Here is a 16,019-nt window from a genome sequence, read left to right as displayed (position 1 = left end):
CGGCGGACCGACCCCACAGAGAGGTGACTCCAGCCGTGACCGCCTTCACCACTGACGGACAACCGTCCGACGGCCCGCCGTCGGCGGACGAGGCCCGCGCGGCGCTGACCGCGCTCCGCGACGAGGTCGCCAAGGCCGTGGTCGGTCAGGAGGAGACGGTGACCGGCCTGGTCGTCGCCCTGCTGTGCCGGGGCCACGTGCTGCTGGAGGGCGTGCCCGGCGTCGCCAAGACCCTCCTCGTGCGGACGGTGTCGGCCGCCCTGGCGCTCGACCACAAGCGCGTGCAGTTCACCCCGGACCTCATGCCCGGCGACGTCACGGGGTCGCTCGTCTACGACGCCCGCACGGCGAAGTTCGAGTTCCACGACGGCCCCGTGTTCACCAACCTCTTCCTGGCCGACGAGATCAACCGCACCCCGCCCAAGACCCAGGCGGCGCTGCTGGAGGCCATGGAGGAGCGGCAGGTGACGGTGGAGGGCCGGCCCCGGGCGCTGCCCGACCCGTTCGTGGTGGCCGCGACCCAGAACCCGGTCGAGTACGAGGGCACCTACCCGCTGCCGGAGGCGCAGCTCGACCGGTTCCTGCTGAAGCTGGTCGTACCGCTGCCCCAGCGCGACCACGAGGTCGACATGCTCAGCCGGCACGCCGACGGCTTCGACCCGAGCGACCTCGCCGCCGCCGGTGTGCGGGCGGTGGCCGGTCCGGCCGAGCTCCGCGCGGCCCGCGAGGCGGTGCGCTCGGTGCGGGTCGCCCCCGAGGTGCTCGGCTACATCGTGGACCTGTGCCGGGCCACCCGCCAGTCGCCGTCCCTCCAGCTCGGCGCGTCGCCGCGCGGCGCGACCGCGCTGCTGCGCACCAGCCGGGCGTGGGCCTGGCTCTCCGGGCGGGACTACGTGGCGCCCGACGACGTCAAGGCACTCGCCAAGGCCACGCTGCGGCACCGGATCGCGATGCGTCCCGAGGCCGAACTGGAGGGCGCGACCACGGACGGCCTGCTGGACGGCGTGCTGGCGTCGGTCCAGGTACCGCGCTGACCCCTGGGCACGGGCGGCCGTCGCGGCGGCCCCGCGCGGCGGCGGACGCTGACACCCGACGGGACGAGGGAGACGAGGACAGGCGATGGCGGTCACGGGACGGGCGGTCCTCCTGGCGTTCGCCGGTGTGCCGGTGGTGCTCATCGCCGGCAACGCCGGCGACTGGGTGCTCTGGGGGTACGCGGGACTGCTCGCGGCGGCGGTGCTGCTCGACCTGCTGCTGGCTCCCAGCCCCCGCCGGGTGGAGTTCGAGCGGGACGGCGACACCTCGATCCGGCTCGGCGAGACCGCGACCGTCACCCTGGTACTGGCCAACCCGGGGCGGCGCCCGCTGCGCGCCCGGGTGCGGGACGCCTGGCCGCCGAGCGCGCGGGCCGCGCCGCGGGCGCACGACGTCGCCGTCCCGGCCGGCCAGCGCCGCCGGATCAGCAGCGTGCTCACCCCGTCCCGGCGCGGCGACCAGCACGCGGCCGGAGTCACCGTGCGCGCCTTCGGCCCGCTCGGGCTGGCCGCGCGGCAGTGCACGCACCGGGTCCCGTGGACGGTGCGGGCGCTGCCGCCGTTCGCCAGCCGCCGGCACCTGCCGGGCAAGCTGTCCCGGCTCCGCGAACTGGACGGCCAGCACGTGGCGCTGGTGCGCGGCCAGGGCAGCGAGTTCGACTCGCTGCGCGAGTACGTGCCGGGCGACGACGTCCGCTCCATCGACTGGCGCGCCACCGCCCGCCGCGACGCGGTGGTCGTCCGCACCTGGCGGCCCGAGCGCGACCGCCGCATCCTGCTGGTCCTCGACACCGGACGCACGTCGGCCGGCCGGGTGGGCGACACGCCCCGGCTGGACCACTCGATGGACGCCGCGCTGCTGCTGGCCGCCCTCGCCGCGAAGGCCGGCGACCGGGTCGAGCTGCTCGGCTACGACCGCCGGGTCCGCGCCCGGGTACGCGGCCACGGCCGGGCGAGCGCGCTGCCGGCGATCGTCCAGGCGATGGCCCCGCTGGAACCCGAGCTCGTCGAGTCCGACCCGGCCGGACTGGTCGCCACCATCATCGGGGGGCGCGACCGCGGCCGCCGGCTGGTGGTGCTCTTCACCGACCTGGACGCCGCCGCCCTGGAGTCGGGCCTGCTCCCCCGGCTGCCCGCGTTGACCAGCCGGCATGTGGTCCTGGTGGCGGCGGTGAGCGACCCGCGCGTCCACGAGATGGCGGCGGGCCGCGGCGACGCCCGCGCGGTCTACCACGCCGCCGCCGCCGAACGCACGCTGGCCGACCGCCGCCGCGTCACGGCCGAGCTGCGCCGGCACGGGGTGGAGGTGGTCGACGCACCGCCCGAGACGATCGCGCCGGCGCTGGCGGACGCCTACATCGCGCTGAAGGCGCAGGGGCGGTTGTGAGAGGTGCCTCGAACGCGAAGGTGCTCCGGAAGCCTCGGACGTTACACTACTGCTATGAGCCCAGCGCACAACTACCAGGAACTCCACGAACTGGTAGACAAGCTTACGCCGTCCGGCGTACGGCGCCTACGTTCCCTCATCGCATCCGACCAGGAACTTTCTCACTTCCTGAGTGAGGGCGAGCGACCACGCCGCAATATGCCGTTTATAGGCATGTTCTCGTCAGGAGAGTCGGACATTTCCATCAGGCACGACGAGGTCGTTCGTCAGCAGCTACGCTTTTCGGAGTGATCGTCACTCTGCTGGACACAGGCGTCCTGTGGGCCGCTCTCGATACTTCCGACAAGTACCACCCCGTCTGCGCCGGACTCCTGACCTCCATGCCAGGCCAGATACTGCTGCCTTCACCGGTCGTCACCGAGACGGCGCTGTGCCTAGAGAGCAAACTGGGCCCAAAAGCCGAGTCCGATCTTCTGGACTTCCTCGTCCAGAGCGACATAGAGATCGTGGAATTGGACAGGCAGGACCTCGTGTGCGCGTCCAGCATCATCCGGCACTACGCATCCCTGCGAATCGGCTTCGTCGACGCCTCGGTCATCGCTGTCGCACAGCGGCTGGACATCACAAGAATTGCGACGCTGGACAGGCGCCACTTCACAACGGTCCGGCCGACTCACACGGACACGTTCACGCTACTTCCCGAAGCCTGGTGATCGCGAAGCGCGGTCATCGCCCGACCGTTGGCGCTGCCTCCGGCCGACCCGCGATGTCCCGTCTCCCCTCCCGCATCGCACGGCGCCCGAGGGTGAAGACGTCGGCGAGGAAGAGCTCCTCAGCCACCCCACCGCCGCGACCGCAGCCGGACGCACGCTGGCCGACCGCCGCCGCGTCACGGCCGAGCTGCGCCGGCACGGGGTGGAGGTGGTCGACGCACCGCCGGAGACGATCGCGCCGGCGCTGGCGGACGCCTACATCGCGCTGAAGGCGCAGGGGCGGTTGTGAGGTAGGGCGTCCTCCAGTCCCTCACAGCAGGGGCTGCCCGCGGCCGCTCACACCTTCCTGACCTCCACCTCGTCCCCACACAGCTTCGTCATGTCCCCCACGTCACTGGTCAGGAGCACGACCGGCCCCTTCTGCTCCAGCGCGGTCGCTGCCACGACCGCGTCGATGGCATGACGGTGCCCGTGCATTCCGGCAGCACGGAGAAGCTCCACCGCCGACTTGGCGATCTCCTCCGTGACGGGCTCGACTCTGATCCGGGATCGCGCGAAAGCGAACTCGCTCGGTTTGATGCGGTCATGCTGGACCTCGATCAGGGTCACTGCGCTGCAGAGGGCCCGTACACCGCTGCGATTCGCCAACGCGATGAACTTGTGCAGCTCCCTGTCCAGGCGGATGAGCCGGGAAAGCCCTTCGCTGTCCAGGATCAGGACTTCTCGTTCGTCGCTCGCCGGCGCGCCCATTTCTCCCTCGCCTTCCGGAAGACCTCCTCAGCCTCCGAGATTTCCTCATCAGGCGCGGATCCGTACTTCGCGTCGAACGCGGCGGCGAGCTCCGCCAGCCGCTCCCGTTCCAGCAGCTCCTCCAGCGCGCGGGTCACGTAGGCGCTGAACCCGGTCGGACCGACCCGCTCCCGGATCTCCTCCGCGATGTCCTTGGGAAGCGACACCGTGTACTTGCGGACCTCGTGGCTTCTCCTGCTCCTGGGCTTTTCCATGGCCATCACTGCTTCCATGCGGCGGACCGTACTACAGTTGTAGCGACTCCGCAGCGTATTTACCCGATTACCGGCGCCGACTCCGGCCGCCCCGCGATGTCCCCCGTCTCCCCCTCCCGCGCCGCCCGGCGCCCGAGGGTGAAGACGTAGGCGAGGAACAGCGCCTCGGCCACCACGCCGATGCCGATCCGCAGCCAGGTGGTGTGCACCCACCCGGTGACGAAGCCCTCGATGAGCCCGGAGACGAACAGCACGACCACCAGCCCGAGCGCCACCGCCACGGCCGCCCGCGCCTCCTCGCCCAGGGCGCGCAGCCGGGGACGGGGGCCGGGGTCGATGATCGTCCAGCCGAGCTTGATGCCGACGCCGGCGGCCACGAACACCGCGGTGAGCTCCAGCAGGCCGTGCGGGATGATCAGGCCGAGGAAGACGTCGCCCTTGCCGTTGGCGAACATCATGCCGCCGGCCAGCCCGAGGTTGGCGCCGTTGAGCGCCAGCACGTAGATGGTGGGCACGCAGAGGAACACGCCGAAGATCAGCGCCTGGGCCGCGGCCCAGGCGTTGTTGGTCCACACCCGGGCGGCGAACGACGCCCCCGGGTACTCCACGTAGTAGTTGGCGAAGTCGTGCTCGACGTAGGCGCGGATCTCCTCGGGTGTCCCGAGGGCGCTGTACACCTGCGGGTCGGCGACGATCCACGCCGCGAGCACGGTCGAGAACGCGACGGTGCCGAGCGACGCCGCGATCCACCACCAGCGCAGCCGGTACACGACGGCCGGGAAGGTGCGGGTGAAGAACCGCACGAGGTCCTGCCAGGCCGGGGCGTGCGCGCCCGTGACCGCCGAACGCGCCCGTGCCACCAGGCCGGACAGCCAGCCGACCAGCGCCGGGTCCTGGCCGGAGGAGCGCACCACCGAAAGGTGGGTGGAGGCCCGCTGGTAGAGCTCGACGAGTTCGTCGACCTCGGGGCCGGTCAGCCGGCGGCGCCGGCGGACCAGCCGCTCCAGGCGGTCCCAGTCGGAGCGGTGCGCGGCGGCGAAGACGTCGAGATCCACGCCCCCGACTCTACTGACGCCGGGCGGCGGGCGGAGCGCCCGGACGGCCCCGGTCCGGGGGAGCTGCGGTCCGGCCACCGGTGGCGCACTGCCAGACTGGGAAGGAGAACGGCACGGCGTGACGGAAGAGGCGGCGGTGGCGCATCCCAGCGGCGGTTACTACCAGCAGACCGACCTGGTGACCGGAGACGCGGTCGTCCTCGACCTGCGGCCGGCCGGGTTCGCCACCCGCATGCTCGCCCTGTTCCTCGACGTCGTCGTGCAGGTGGCGGTCCTGGTGGGGCTCGGCCTGCTCGTCGACCTGCTGGGCCAGCAGGTGAACACCGCCACCTATGCCTCGATCACGCTCGCCATGGTGGTGCTGGTCATCGTCGGCTACCCGGTGGCGTTCGAGACGGTGACGCGGGGCCGGTCGCTCGGCAAGCTGGCGCTGGGCCTGCGGGTGGTGGGGACCGACGGGTCGCCGGAGCGGTTCCGCCAGGCGCTGGCGCGGGCGCTCTGCGGTTTCGTGGAGCTGTGGCTGACGTCCGGAGTGGTGGCCCTCGTCGTGGCGCTCGTCAACCGGGACGGCCGCCGGGTCGGCGACTTCCTGGCCGGCACGCTGGTGGTGCAGGAGCGCGCCCGCCGCGCCGACACGGCCCCGATCGCGATGCCGCCGCGCCTGGCCGCGTGGGCGGGCACCGCGGAGCTGTCCCGGCTGGCACCCGAGACCGCGCAGATGGCCCGGCAGTACGTGCAGCGCTACCACGAACTGACCGAGGAGACCCGCCACACGATGGGCGTGCAGGTCGCCGACGCGGTGGCCCGCTCGGTCAGCCCGCCCCCGCCGCCGGGCGTCTCGCCGGTGGAGTACCTCGCCGCCGTGCTGGCCGAGCGCCGCCGCCGCGAGGAGGAGCGGGTGGCGCGGCAGCGGGGGTGAGGAGCTCTCTCGCTGGCTAGCCGCTCGGCGACGGCGGGGCCGATGCACGCAGCGAGATGCGCGACGCCCTCCGGCTCCGTCCTGAGCTGATGCGCGAGCGCGGCGAGGACATCCCCCGTCCGCGGTCCCCGCGCCCGCCCTCCAGGCAGCCTAGGCCCGCCACGACCCCAGGTAGTCGACCTGCTCCGAGGTCAGCTCGTCGATGTGCACGCCGAGCGCGGCCAGTTCCAGGCGGGCGACCTCGGTGTCGATCTCGACCGGGACGTCGAGCACGCCCGGCGAGAGGTCTGCGTGGCGGGCGGCCAGCCACTCCACGGTGAGGGCCTGCACGGCGAAGGACATGTCCATCACCGCGGCCGGGTGGCCCTCGGCGGCGCCGAGGTTGACCAGGCGGCCCTCGGCGAGCAGGACGATCCGCCGGCCGTCGGCCAGCAGGTACTCGTCGGCCTGCGGGCGCACCTCGCGGCGGACCTCCACCGCGAGCGCCTCCAGGGCCGGCAGGTCGATCTCGACGTCGAAGTGGCCGGAGTTGGCGAGCACCGCGCCGTCCTTGAGCTCGGCGATGTGCTCGGCGCGCAGCACGTCGCGGTTGCCGGTGACGGTGACGATCACGTCGCCGATCCGCGCGGCCTCCGCCATGGGCAGCACCGTGTAGCCCTGCATGACGGCGTCGAGCGCCTTCACGGGGTCCACCTCGGTGACGACCACCCGGGCGCCCATGCCCCGGGCGCGCTCGGCGAGGCCGCGCCCGCAGTAGCCGAACCCCGCGACGACCATCGTGCGCCCGGAGAGCAGGGCGTTGGTCGCGCGCATGATGCCGTCGATCGTGGACTGGCCGGTGCCGTAGCGGTTGTCGAACATCCGCTTGGTCGCGGTGTCGTTCACGGCCACCATCGGCAGCCGCAGCGCCCCCTCGGCGCTCATCCGGTGCAGCCGGATCACGCCGGTGGTGGTCTGCTCGCAGCCGCCCACGGTCTCCGCGAGGAGCTCCGGATGGCGCAGGTGGGCGGTGTTGACGAGGTCGCAGCCGTCGTCCAGGAGCAGGTGCGGGCGCTGCTCCAGCACCGTTACCAGGTTGCGGTCGTAGGTGGCGACGTCCATGCCGGCGCGGGCGTGCACCGTCACGCCGTACTCGGCCACCAGCGCCGCGGCGGTGTCGTCCTGGGTGGACAGCGGGTTGGAGGCCGCCAGCGCCACCTCGGCCCCGCCGGCGCGCAGCGCGCGCAGCAGGTTGGCGGTCTCGGCCGTGACGTGCATGCACGCGGCGACGCGCAGTCCGGCCAGCGGTCGCTCGCGGTCGAAGCGCTCGCGGATGCTGCGCAGCACCGGCATCGCGTGCTCGGCCCATTCCACGCGGCGGACCCCGGCCGGCGCGAGGCCGAGGTCCGCGACGTCATGCGGGGGAAGTGCCATGCGGCTGCGGTCCGCCCGTCAGTAGCGGTAGTGGTCGGACTTGTAGGGGCCGGCCACGTCCACGCCGATGTAGGCGGCCTGCTCCTTGGTGAGCGTGGTGAGCTTGACGCCGAGGGCGTCGAGGTGCAGCCGCGCGACCTTCTCGTCCAGGATCTTGGGGAGCACGTAGACGCCGGTCGGGTACTCCTCCGGCTTGGTGAACAGCTCGATCTGCGCGATGACCTGGTTGGTGAAGCTGTTGGACATGACGAAGCTCGGGTGCCCGGTGGCGTTGCCCAGGTTGAGCAGCCGGCCCTCCGACAGCACGATGATCGAGTGCCCGTCCTCGAACCGCCACTCGTGGACCTGCGGCTTGATCTCGATCTTCTCGACGCCCGGAACCCGCGCGAGCCCGGCCATGTCGATCTCGTTGTCGAAGTGGCCCACGTTGCCGACGATGGCCTGGTGCTTCATCCGGGTCATGTGGTCGGCGGTGATGATGTTGAAGTTGCCGGTAGTGGTGATGAAGATGTCGGCGGTCTCGACGACGTCCTCCAGGACGGTCACCTGGTAGCCGTCCATGGCGGCCTGGAGCGCGTTGATCGGGTCGATCTCGGTGACGACCACGCGCCCGCCCTGGCCGCGCAGCGCCTCGGCCGCGCCCTTGCCGACGTCGCCGTAGCCGCAGACCACCGCGACCTTGCCGCCGATGAGCACGTCGGTGCCGCGCATGATGCCGTCGGGCAGCGAGTGCCGGATGCCGTATTTGTTGTCGAACTTGCTCTTGGTGACCGAGTCGTTGACGTTGATGGCCGGGAACAGCAGCTTGCCGTCGCGCTGCATCTCGTACAGCCGGTGCACGCCGGTGGTGGTCTCCTCGGTCACGCCCTTGATGCGCTCGGCGATGGCGGTCCACTTCCGGGGGTCGGCGGCCAGGCTCTCGCCCAGCAGCCGCAGCACGACCGCGAACTCCTCGCTCTCGGCGGTCGCGGGGTCGGGGACGGCCCCGGCCTTCTCGTACTCGGCACCCTTGTGGACGAGCAGCGTGGCGTCCCCGCCGTCGTCCAGGATCATGTTGGGGCCCTCACCGCCGGGCCAGGTCAGCGCCTGCTCGGTGCACCACCAGTACTCCTCCAGCGTCTCGCCCTTCCAGGCGAACACCGGGACGCCCTTCGGGTCCTCGGGGGTGCCGTCGGGGCCGACCACCACGGCGGCGGCGGCGTGGTCCTGGGTGGAGAAGATGTTGCAGCTCACCCAGCGCACCTCCGCGCCGAGCGCCACGAGGGTCTCGATGAGGACGGCGGTCTGCACGGTCATGTGCAGGGAGCCCATGATCTTGGCGCCCCTGAGCGGCTGGGAGGGGCCGTATTCGGCGCGGGTGGCCATGAGTCCGGGCATCTCGTGCTCGGCGAGCCGGATCTCCTTGCGGCCGAACTCGGCCTGGGACAGGTCGGCGACTTTGAAGTCGAATGCCATGCGTCTGTACTCCTCCTCTGGGTGCGTCCCGAGTCTAGAGCCGGATCCGGCGTTCCGGAACGCGCCGGGGCGCAAGATTGACAGTGCTTTGTCAGATTGACTAGCTTCGCGCCATGGAGCGCGACATCCCCATCTCCGCGGCCGCCGACCGGCTGGACACGACCCCGCGCATGCTGCGCTACCGGGAGAGCCTCGGTCTGCTCCCGGTGACCAAGGAACCGCCCACCGGTCGGGGCCACCGGCACCGCCGCTTCTCCGAGGCCGACCTGCGCACGGTCTCAGCCGGCCTGGAGCTGGAGCGCCACTACGACGTCACCCCGGCGGCGCTCGCCTTCGCCCTGCGGGTGCTGGCCGAGCCGGCCGCCATGGCCCGGGTCCGCGCCTACGGCGAGCGCCTCGGCCGGCTCACCCCGCCGCCGGCCCGCGCGCTGGACTTCGACCAGCAGAAGGCGCTCCGGCTGCTCGGCCGCCGGTAGCGGCACCGCGCCGGTCACCACCCGGCCACGCGCCGGATCTCCTCCTCCAGCACGGGGGCCAGGGTCCGGGCGAAGGTGGCGGTGAAGTGGGCGTTGTCCCAGTACACCAGGACGTTGCCGATCACGGTCGGGCATCGGCCCCCCGTGCACAGGTAGCGGTTGAGGTCGAGGAACGCGACGTTGTCCGGAACCCCGCGCACCGACTCCAGCGGCGACGTCTGGGCCAGCGAGGGCGTCGGCGAGCCCGCGCACTCCTCCGGGCCGCGCGTCGCCACGCACTCCGGCGCCTGGAAGTCGAACCGGGGCGTGTCGCGGATCGCCAGCACGTCGATGCCGAGCCGGTCCAGCTCGGCCCACCGCTCCAGGTAGCCGTCCACGACCACCTCACCGCCGAACCCGGCGTCGCTGTCGATGCTGCTGCTGGTCGCGGTGGTGAACACCGCGTCGGGGCGCAGCTCGGCCAGCTCCGCCATGACACCGTCGTTCCACTCGTGGCAGGTCGTGTACGGCTCGCCCCGGTACCGCTGCTCCGCCGGGGTGAACAGGCAGGCGCCCTTGATGATGTTGACGATCCGCCAGTCGTTCTGCTCGGCGATCCGGAGCAGCGCCGGGAACCAGTGCGCCGCGTGCGAGCCCCCGACCAGGGCGATCGTCCGCTCCGGGTCGTCCGCGCCGTACGCGCAGGTCAGCACCTCGGCCGACCGGGTTCCCTGGTTGCAGCCGTCCTCGTAGGTGACCGGGACGTCGGCGGAGGCCTCGGCCGGGTCCGGGTAGACCGGCAGGTCCCGCAGCGGCCGCTCGGCGCCGTCCCCCGTGAGCACCAGGGCGCCGGGGTAGTTCGCGGCGTCCGCGACGAACGCCTCCCGCTCCCGCTGCTCCTCCGCGAGGTGCCACGACCAGCCGCCCGCGCCGGCGAGCACCGGCAGCAGGCAGGCCAGCCCGATCGCGAGCGAGCGCACCGGCGTGGCGCGGTCCCGGGTGATCCGGCCGACCCCGCTGTCCACCAGCCGCGTCGTCGCCGCGGCGAGCACGAACGACAGCGCCAGGACGCAGGCCCCGCCGAACAGGCTCGGCACCGTCCGCTGGGTGACCGCGAGGTAGCACACGAGCACCGGCCAGTGCCACAGGTAGAGCGCGTAGGAGATGTCGCCGATATAGTGCAGCGGGCGCAGCCGGAGCAGCCGGTCCGCGCCCAGTCGGCTGCCGGAGGTCCCGGCCACGATCACGAGCGCCGCCGCGCCGGTCGGCCACAGCGCGACGTAGCCGGGGAACAGGGTGGAGACCTGCAGCAGCAGGCCGCAGGACAGCAGCGCGGCCAGCCCCGCCCATCCGAGCAGCACCCGCAGCCACGCCGGGGGCCGCAGGTACGGCAGCGCGAGCGCGAGCAACCCGCCGAGCGCCAGCTCCCACAGCCGGGCACCGGTGTCGAAGTAGGCCCACGGCTGGTCGAGCCCGGTCATGACCACCGAGTAGCCGAGCGACACCGTGAACACCAGCACGAGGGCGATCGCCACCGCGGGCCGCGGCGAGCGGCCGGCGCGCGCCGCCGCGAACGCCGCCGCCCCCACGACGAGCGGCCACAGCAGGTAGAACTGCCCCTGGATGGCCAGCGACCAGAAGTGCTGGACCGGACTGGCCGCGGTGCTCTGCGCGAGGTAGTCGACGGAGTCGAGGGCCAGTTTCCAGTTCTCGTAGTAGAGGGCCGCCGCGACGACCTCGCCGAGCGCGGTCCGCCAGCGGTCCTGCGGCAGGAACAGGAAGGTCGCCGCGAGCACGCCGAGCAGCACCACGGCGGCGGCGGGGGTCAGCCGCCGGACCAGCTTCGTCCAGAACCCGACCACGTCGATCCTGCCGCGCCGCTCCACCATCCGCACCAGCGAGCCGGTGATGAGGAACCCGGTGAGCAGTAGGAACACGTCGACCCCGCCGGAGACCCGCCCCAGCCAGACGTGGTACACGGCCACCAGCAGCACCGCGACGGCCCGCAGCCCCTGGATCTCGGGCCGGTACCCGTCCCCGGCGGCCCGCGGTACCGGCTCGGACGGCGCGGAGGGCAGCACCGGGCCGGTCGCGGACGAGGTACTCGGGGATGCGTGCACCACTGCGGCGGTTCACCTTCGCGGACGGGAGGCACCGGACGGACGGCCCGGCGGGAGGCACGAGGACACGCCGGCGGTCGGCCCGCGGGGCATGTCGGCCAGCCATGATGCGCGGCAACCATGACATACCGGGGTGTACTGCGCCAATGGCCGGTGAATCCACGGCCACGTCCGGATGACGCGCCGGACGCCCCCCCGACGGAGCGGCGGTTTCCCGGAGGTTCCCGCTGGTGGCGACGCGCGACGGCACGCGGCCGAACGGCCGGCGGACGCCGGGCAGAGGCGGCCCACGGCATACGGAGACCGGCCCGCCCCTCCGCACCTCCACCCGGCCCGCGCTGGACGGCCGAGGTCCGGACCGCATCCCGTACCCGCGTCGGTCTCCGCATCCGGGTCTCCGGAGTCCGGGCACCGGGACACGGCTCACGGCACCGCGGCCCGGTCGGCGGCACCGCGGGGTCCGGCCGCTGCGGGCGACAGGGGCTACTGCGAGGGCTCTCCCCGCCGGCCGAGCGGACCGCCCCGGCCATGCCGTCCGGTCGGCCGGGGTAGCAGTAGGGGGTATGGACCACCACCCGCCCACCCGCGCTGGATGGGAGCGGCACCGCACCGCCCTCGCCAGCCACGCCCACCGCGCTGCCCAGGAAGCCGACCCGGCCGCCCTGGCCGACGAGCGCGCCGAGCGGATCGCCACCGCGTGGCGCGCCGGCTACCGCAACACCCGCGCCCTCGCCGCCGCGGTCGGCGTCTCCCCCGACACGGTCCGCGCCGACCTGCGCTCCCAAGGCATCGACCCCGCCACGGACCGCGGAGCCCCGATCTCCTGAGCGATCAGCCCGCCATTAAACGGCTCCAGTGACTCTCGCCTGGCGGCCATTTCGTGTCCCAAATCAATAAGGTCCGCGTCTTCCCAGGTGAGGAAGTCCGAGCCTCGCGCACGTGGGGGTGCTACAGGCACGTCGCGGTCCGCGGCGCAGCCCCGCCGACCTCTCCGGGCTGCCGTCCCTCCCCCGGAGCGACCGGGCACGGCGGAGCTCCTGCGGATCGCGGCCGCGGTGGTCCCCGCTGCGGTGGTCGGGAGCGGACGCAGGCATCCTGATGCGGGCGTCGCGGCCGGGCCAGCCCGACCACCGCGGGTCCGCCCGAACCGCGCCCGGGCAGCGGCGCGACCAACTTCGGCGGCCGCTCGACGCCCCGGTCCGGCCGTCCCGCCTCAGCGCCTGGTCGTACGAGCTCCGGCGCGCCTCCGCTGCGCCAACCGCTCTCGCGACGTGCTCGCGCCCGCCGACGGCCGCCCGCCGCCAGCCGCCGCCGTGGCCTCGCCCACTCTGGGGCTCTCGAACGGACGGCGACCGCTCACGCCGGCCTCGATTTCGGCCAGGCGGTCCGCCATCGCGCTTCGGGCCTGGCGCGTAGGCCGAGCGCTGACCCGCGCACTCCCGTTCTCCAGCCGGGACCGGATCCCGTAGGGCTGCTGAACCTTCCGGATCCCGGGATACAGCAGCGGCTCGCCGACCGGCCTGGCGCGCAGCGTGTCCACGAGGTCGAGGGGGCCGCCTGGCTGTGGGGGTCGGCCAGCATCAGGCGGGGGTCCTCCGCGGCCTGTTCACGGTCGAAGCACAGGCCGGGGGTTGTGTCCTCCACCTCCTCGCCGGAACAGTCGTTTCCCGCGACTCCTCTTCCTGCACCGTCCGGTCGCCGGCGCGGTACGTGAGCGGTGTCCGGGTCCTCGTGGCGGCTGCCTCGGTGCCGGTTCCGGCCGTTCAGGTTTCCGCGCCGCGCCGCGGGTTACGGTGTCTGGCGTGAGCACCCCACGCGGCCTTGATCTCGCCCCGAGCCGGTTTCCCGACGACGTGCGCCGCAGGCTGGCGGCGCTGGACCGGCTGCGGGAGATATGGGCGGAACACCAGACCCGCCGGCCTCGGCACCGGTGGGCGGAGGACCGGCGGCGGTTCTTCCGCCGGCACGTCGTCGAGCTGCGGACACTCGCCGGGCTGCTGGACGCGAAGGTCGCCCGGGCCGAGCGGCTCTCGGACGGCTGGGACCGGCTGGAGATCACCCCCGAGCTCCGGGAGCGCCTGCGCCGGGAGGAGGAGGCCCTGGTGGAGATGGCCTCGGCGTGTACGGCGGGCCAGCCGCTGACGGCCGACTACCTCACCGCGCTGGCCCTGACGATCCCCGACTTCGACGATCCCTCCTTCCCGGTCGATCAGGCCGCCGCCTCGCTCGCCGAAGCCGCGGCCGTGGAGACGCATCCGGTCATCCGGGCCGCGCACATCCAGCTGATCTGCGAGGCCGTGCTGGAGCCCGCCCCCGCCCCCGCGGCGGGACCCGCCCTCGGGCCGCAGCCCCACCAGCGTCCGCTGCCGTGGGCGATGGCCTCACTGGCGCTGATGCGGTCGAACTACCCGCCGCTGGTCATGGACCACCGGCTGGCCGAGCAGCACCGCCGGGCCCGGTTCCGGGCCAGTGAGCAGGACCGCCTGGTGGAGCTCACCGCGCTGCTCGCCGACCTGGAGATCGCCGCGCTGCGCGGCGAGCTGAGCTGGAGCGCGCAGCACCGGGACCAGCCGTCGGCGAACACCGCGCCGCTCGCCACCGCCATGCAGCGGCGGATCGTGGAGCACCTGCGCCGCCAGGCCAACTCCCTCGCCCTGGTGCTGCGGGAGCTGGACTCCTCCGCGAGGTTCGCGGTGAGCGCGGGCGCCACGGACGACGACGCCGCCCGCCGGGGGCGGCTCGACGCCGCCGCGGAGCGCGCGCTGTTCACCCGCGGGCCGGGCTGCTGGTGGGCGGCCCTGGACCTCACCGTCACCGACGGCACCCTGCGGCTGCTGGTCGCCGTGCAGGACGTGGGCGCCCCGGCGACCGGAGTGCTCGCGGTGACCGCCGACGCGCAGCTGCGCACCGCCGGCAGCCAGGGCGACGCGCTCGATCTCGCCTGCACCGACTGCGTCACGCTCATCCCCACCGACGGCGCCGACGAGCGCTGGCCGGACGTGGCCGAGTTCGTCGACGACGTAGTGTCCCGCGCCATGCACCGCCTGACCCAGGCGATGCACTGAAGGATGCGGCCGCGCCGCCGACCGGTGTCAGCGGCGCGGCCGGGTGTGCACGCGGTCCCGGTGCCCCCGGGATCAGCCGCTCAGGGCCACCAGGAACAGCAGCAGGAGCAGGATGATGATCGCGATGAGCACCGCCGGGATAACCCACCCCTGGCTCAGGACGGGGTCCTCGGTCCTCCCGGCGTTCGGCCGCACGGCGGGCTTGGGCGGCATCGGCGGGCGGGGGGCCTGGGTGTGCATGGGGTGGCCGGGATAGCGCGTGTTCGGACCGGTCATCGGCGGCGGGGGCGCCATGCCCATGTGCCCGGTGACTCCGGGGTTCGCCGGACCGGGCATCTGCTGCCCCATCGGGCGGTGCTGCGGCGGCCCGTAGTTGTTCTGCGGGGCCTGCGGGCCGGTCAGCGGGCGGGCGCCCATGCCGCCGTGCGGCGGGGTCCCGTACGGGAACGGGGTCTGCGGGCCGCTGGGTGTGGGGCCGTAGGGCGGGAACTGCGGGCCGCTGACCCCGCCGTGCTCGGCGATGCGCTCGCCCTCGGCCACGACCTCGTCGGTGGAGGGGGCCGCGGCGGTGTCCTCGTGGCCGAGCAGCCGCATCAGGAGCTGCTGGGCGGTGGGGCGCCGGTTCGCGTCCTTGTTGAGGCAGTCCTCGATGATGGTGCGCAGCGGCCCGGTGACGCCGGTGAGCTCCGGCGGCGCGGAGATGACCCGGTGGACGACCGCCGGGACGCTGTCGGCGCCGAACGGAGCGTGCCCGGTGGACGCGTAGGCCATGACGCACCCCCAGGCGAACACGTCGACCTTGTCGGTGATGCCGCGGCCCTCGATCTGCTCCGGCGCCATGTAGGACGGCGTGCCGACGATCGAGTTGGTCATGGTGGCGGTGCCGTCGACGACCCGGGCGATGCCGAAGTCGATCACCCGCGGCCCGTCCGGGCCGAGCAGCACGTTGCCGGGCTTGAAGTCCCGGTGCACGATGCCGGCCTGGTGGATGGCGACCAGCGCCGTGGCGGTGGAGACCGCGAGCCGCTGCAGCGCCGCACCCTTGCGCGGGCCCTCCTTGGCCACGGCCTCCTGGAGGGACGGACCGGGCACGTACTCGCTGACGACGTACGGCGGCTCGGCGTCGAGGTTGGCCTCGTGGATGGCGGCGGTGCAGAAGGAGGCCACCTTCTGGGCGGCGCGCACCTCCTTCTCGAACCGCTTGCGCAGGTCGGTGTCCTGGGACCACTCCTCGTTGAGCACCTTGACGGCGTACTCGTCGCCGTCGAGGTCCCGGGCGAGGTACACGATTCCCTGCCCGCCACGCCCCAGGCGTCCGACCACGCTGTAGTCGCCGAACGCGGTGGGGTCGTTCGGCGACAGCGATTCGGGACCGGGCATCAATCTCCTCCAGAGCGGT

General features: G+C 73.2%; 14 protein-coding genes. 7 read left to right on the top strand and 7 right to left on the bottom strand.

Annotated elements, in window-relative coordinates; genetic code table 11:
- Positions 1-35 precede the first annotated feature (35 nt).
- From DEF28_RS05290 to DEF28_RS05280, 3 genes are all read left to right on the top strand, one after another.
- On the top strand, positions 36-1,034 hold the full coding sequence (locus tag DEF28_RS05290) for an AAA family ATPase (RefSeq protein ID WP_114398238.1): 999 nt from the start codon (positions 36-38) through the stop codon (positions 1,032-1,034).
- An 85-nt stretch (positions 1,035-1,119) separates the two neighbouring features.
- Positions 1,120-2,421: a DUF58 domain-containing protein gene (locus DEF28_RS05285; RefSeq protein ID WP_114398237.1), complete on the top strand. Its 1,302-nt coding sequence runs from the start codon at positions 1,120-1,122 to the stop codon at positions 2,419-2,421.
- Between the two features lie 287 nt (positions 2,422-2,708).
- Complete coding sequence (locus tag DEF28_RS05280) at positions 2,709-3,134, top strand: type II toxin-antitoxin system VapC family toxin (RefSeq protein WP_233515109.1); 426 nt, start codon at positions 2,709-2,711, stop codon at positions 3,132-3,134.
- Between the two features lie 336 nt (positions 3,135-3,470).
- On the opposite strand, the gene DEF28_RS05270 is transcribed toward DEF28_RS05280, so the two are convergent.
- Genes DEF28_RS05270 through DEF28_RS05260 form a run of 3 tightly spaced genes read right to left on the bottom strand, consistent with a single transcriptional unit; the run spans position 3,471 to position 5,193 of the window.
- Positions 3,471-3,884: a PIN domain-containing protein gene (locus DEF28_RS05270; RefSeq protein ID WP_114398235.1), complete on the bottom strand. Its 414-nt coding sequence runs from the start codon at positions 3,882-3,884 to the stop codon at positions 3,471-3,473.
- A complete protein-coding gene (locus DEF28_RS05265) occupies positions 3,848-4,156 on the bottom strand; it encodes a hypothetical protein (protein WP_147280133.1) in 309 nt (102 codons plus the stop codon). The genes DEF28_RS05270 and DEF28_RS05265 overlap by 37 nt, the downstream gene beginning before the upstream one ends.
- A 41-nt stretch (positions 4,157-4,197) precedes the next feature.
- On the bottom strand, positions 4,198-5,193 hold the full coding sequence (locus DEF28_RS05260) for a stage II sporulation protein M (RefSeq protein ID WP_114398233.1): 996 nt from the start codon (positions 5,191-5,193) through the stop codon (positions 4,198-4,200).
- Between the two features lie 136 nt (positions 5,194-5,329).
- Here DEF28_RS05260 and DEF28_RS05255 point away from each other — a divergent pair, with 136 nt between their 5' ends.
- Positions 5,330-6,112 (top strand): RDD family protein, encoded by a 783-nt coding sequence (locus DEF28_RS05255; RefSeq protein ID WP_374058152.1) that lies wholly within the window; start codon positions 5,330-5,332, stop codon positions 6,110-6,112.
- Between the two features lie 150 nt (positions 6,113-6,262).
- On the opposite strand, the gene ahcY (DEF28_RS05250) is transcribed toward DEF28_RS05255, so the two are convergent.
- Positions 6,263-7,525 (bottom strand): adenosylhomocysteinase, encoded by a 1,263-nt coding sequence (gene ahcY / locus DEF28_RS05250; protein ID WP_114398231.1) that lies wholly within the window; start codon positions 7,523-7,525, stop codon positions 6,263-6,265.
- A gap of 18 nt (positions 7,526-7,543) precedes the next feature.
- Positions 7,544-8,980 (bottom strand): adenosylhomocysteinase, encoded by a 1,437-nt coding sequence (ahcY, locus tag DEF28_RS05245; RefSeq protein ID WP_114398230.1) that lies wholly within the window; start codon positions 8,978-8,980, stop codon positions 7,544-7,546.
- Positions 8,981-9,093: 113 nt separating this feature from the next.
- Here ahcY (DEF28_RS05245) and DEF28_RS05240 point away from each other — a divergent pair, with 113 nt between their 5' ends.
- The gene (locus DEF28_RS05240) at positions 9,094-9,456 is read left to right on the top strand and encodes a MerR family transcriptional regulator (protein ID WP_114398229.1); all 363 of its coding nucleotides are present in this window, start codon (positions 9,094-9,096) and stop codon (positions 9,454-9,456) included.
- Between the two features lie 14 nt (positions 9,457-9,470).
- On the opposite strand, the gene DEF28_RS05235 is transcribed toward DEF28_RS05240, so the two are convergent.
- Positions 9,471-11,558 carry an acyltransferase family protein gene (locus tag DEF28_RS05235; protein ID WP_374058150.1) on the bottom strand — a complete coding sequence of 696 codons (2,088 nt, stop codon included), beginning with the start codon at positions 11,556-11,558 and terminating at the stop codon, positions 9,471-9,473.
- Between the two features lie 560 nt (positions 11,559-12,118).
- Here DEF28_RS05235 and DEF28_RS05230 point away from each other — a divergent pair.
- Positions 12,119-12,382: a hypothetical protein gene (locus DEF28_RS05230; protein ID WP_114398228.1), complete on the top strand. Its 264-nt coding sequence runs from the start codon at positions 12,119-12,121 to the stop codon at positions 12,380-12,382.
- A 975-nt stretch (positions 12,383-13,357) separates the two neighbouring features.
- Complete coding sequence (locus DEF28_RS05220) at positions 13,358-14,620, top strand: hypothetical protein (protein WP_147281052.1); 1,263 nt, start codon at positions 13,358-13,360, stop codon at positions 14,618-14,620.
- A 72-nt stretch (positions 14,621-14,692) separates the two neighbouring features.
- Here DEF28_RS05220 and DEF28_RS05215 read toward each other — a convergent pair whose 3' ends face one another.
- Positions 14,693-16,000, bottom strand: coding sequence for a serine/threonine-protein kinase (locus DEF28_RS05215; RefSeq protein ID WP_114433201.1), 1,308 nt, complete (start codon positions 15,998-16,000; stop codon positions 14,693-14,695).
- Between the last annotated feature and the right edge of the window lie 19 nt (positions 16,001-16,019).

Origin of the sequence: Marinitenerispora sediminis (genome assembly GCF_003336425.1) — a bacterium.
GTDB classification, from domain to species: Bacteria; Actinomycetota; Actinomycetes; order Streptosporangiales; family Streptosporangiaceae; genus Marinitenerispora; species Marinitenerispora sediminis.
Note: the sequence above shows the minus strand (reverse complement) of the source record. Positions and strands in the feature narration are given on the sequence as shown.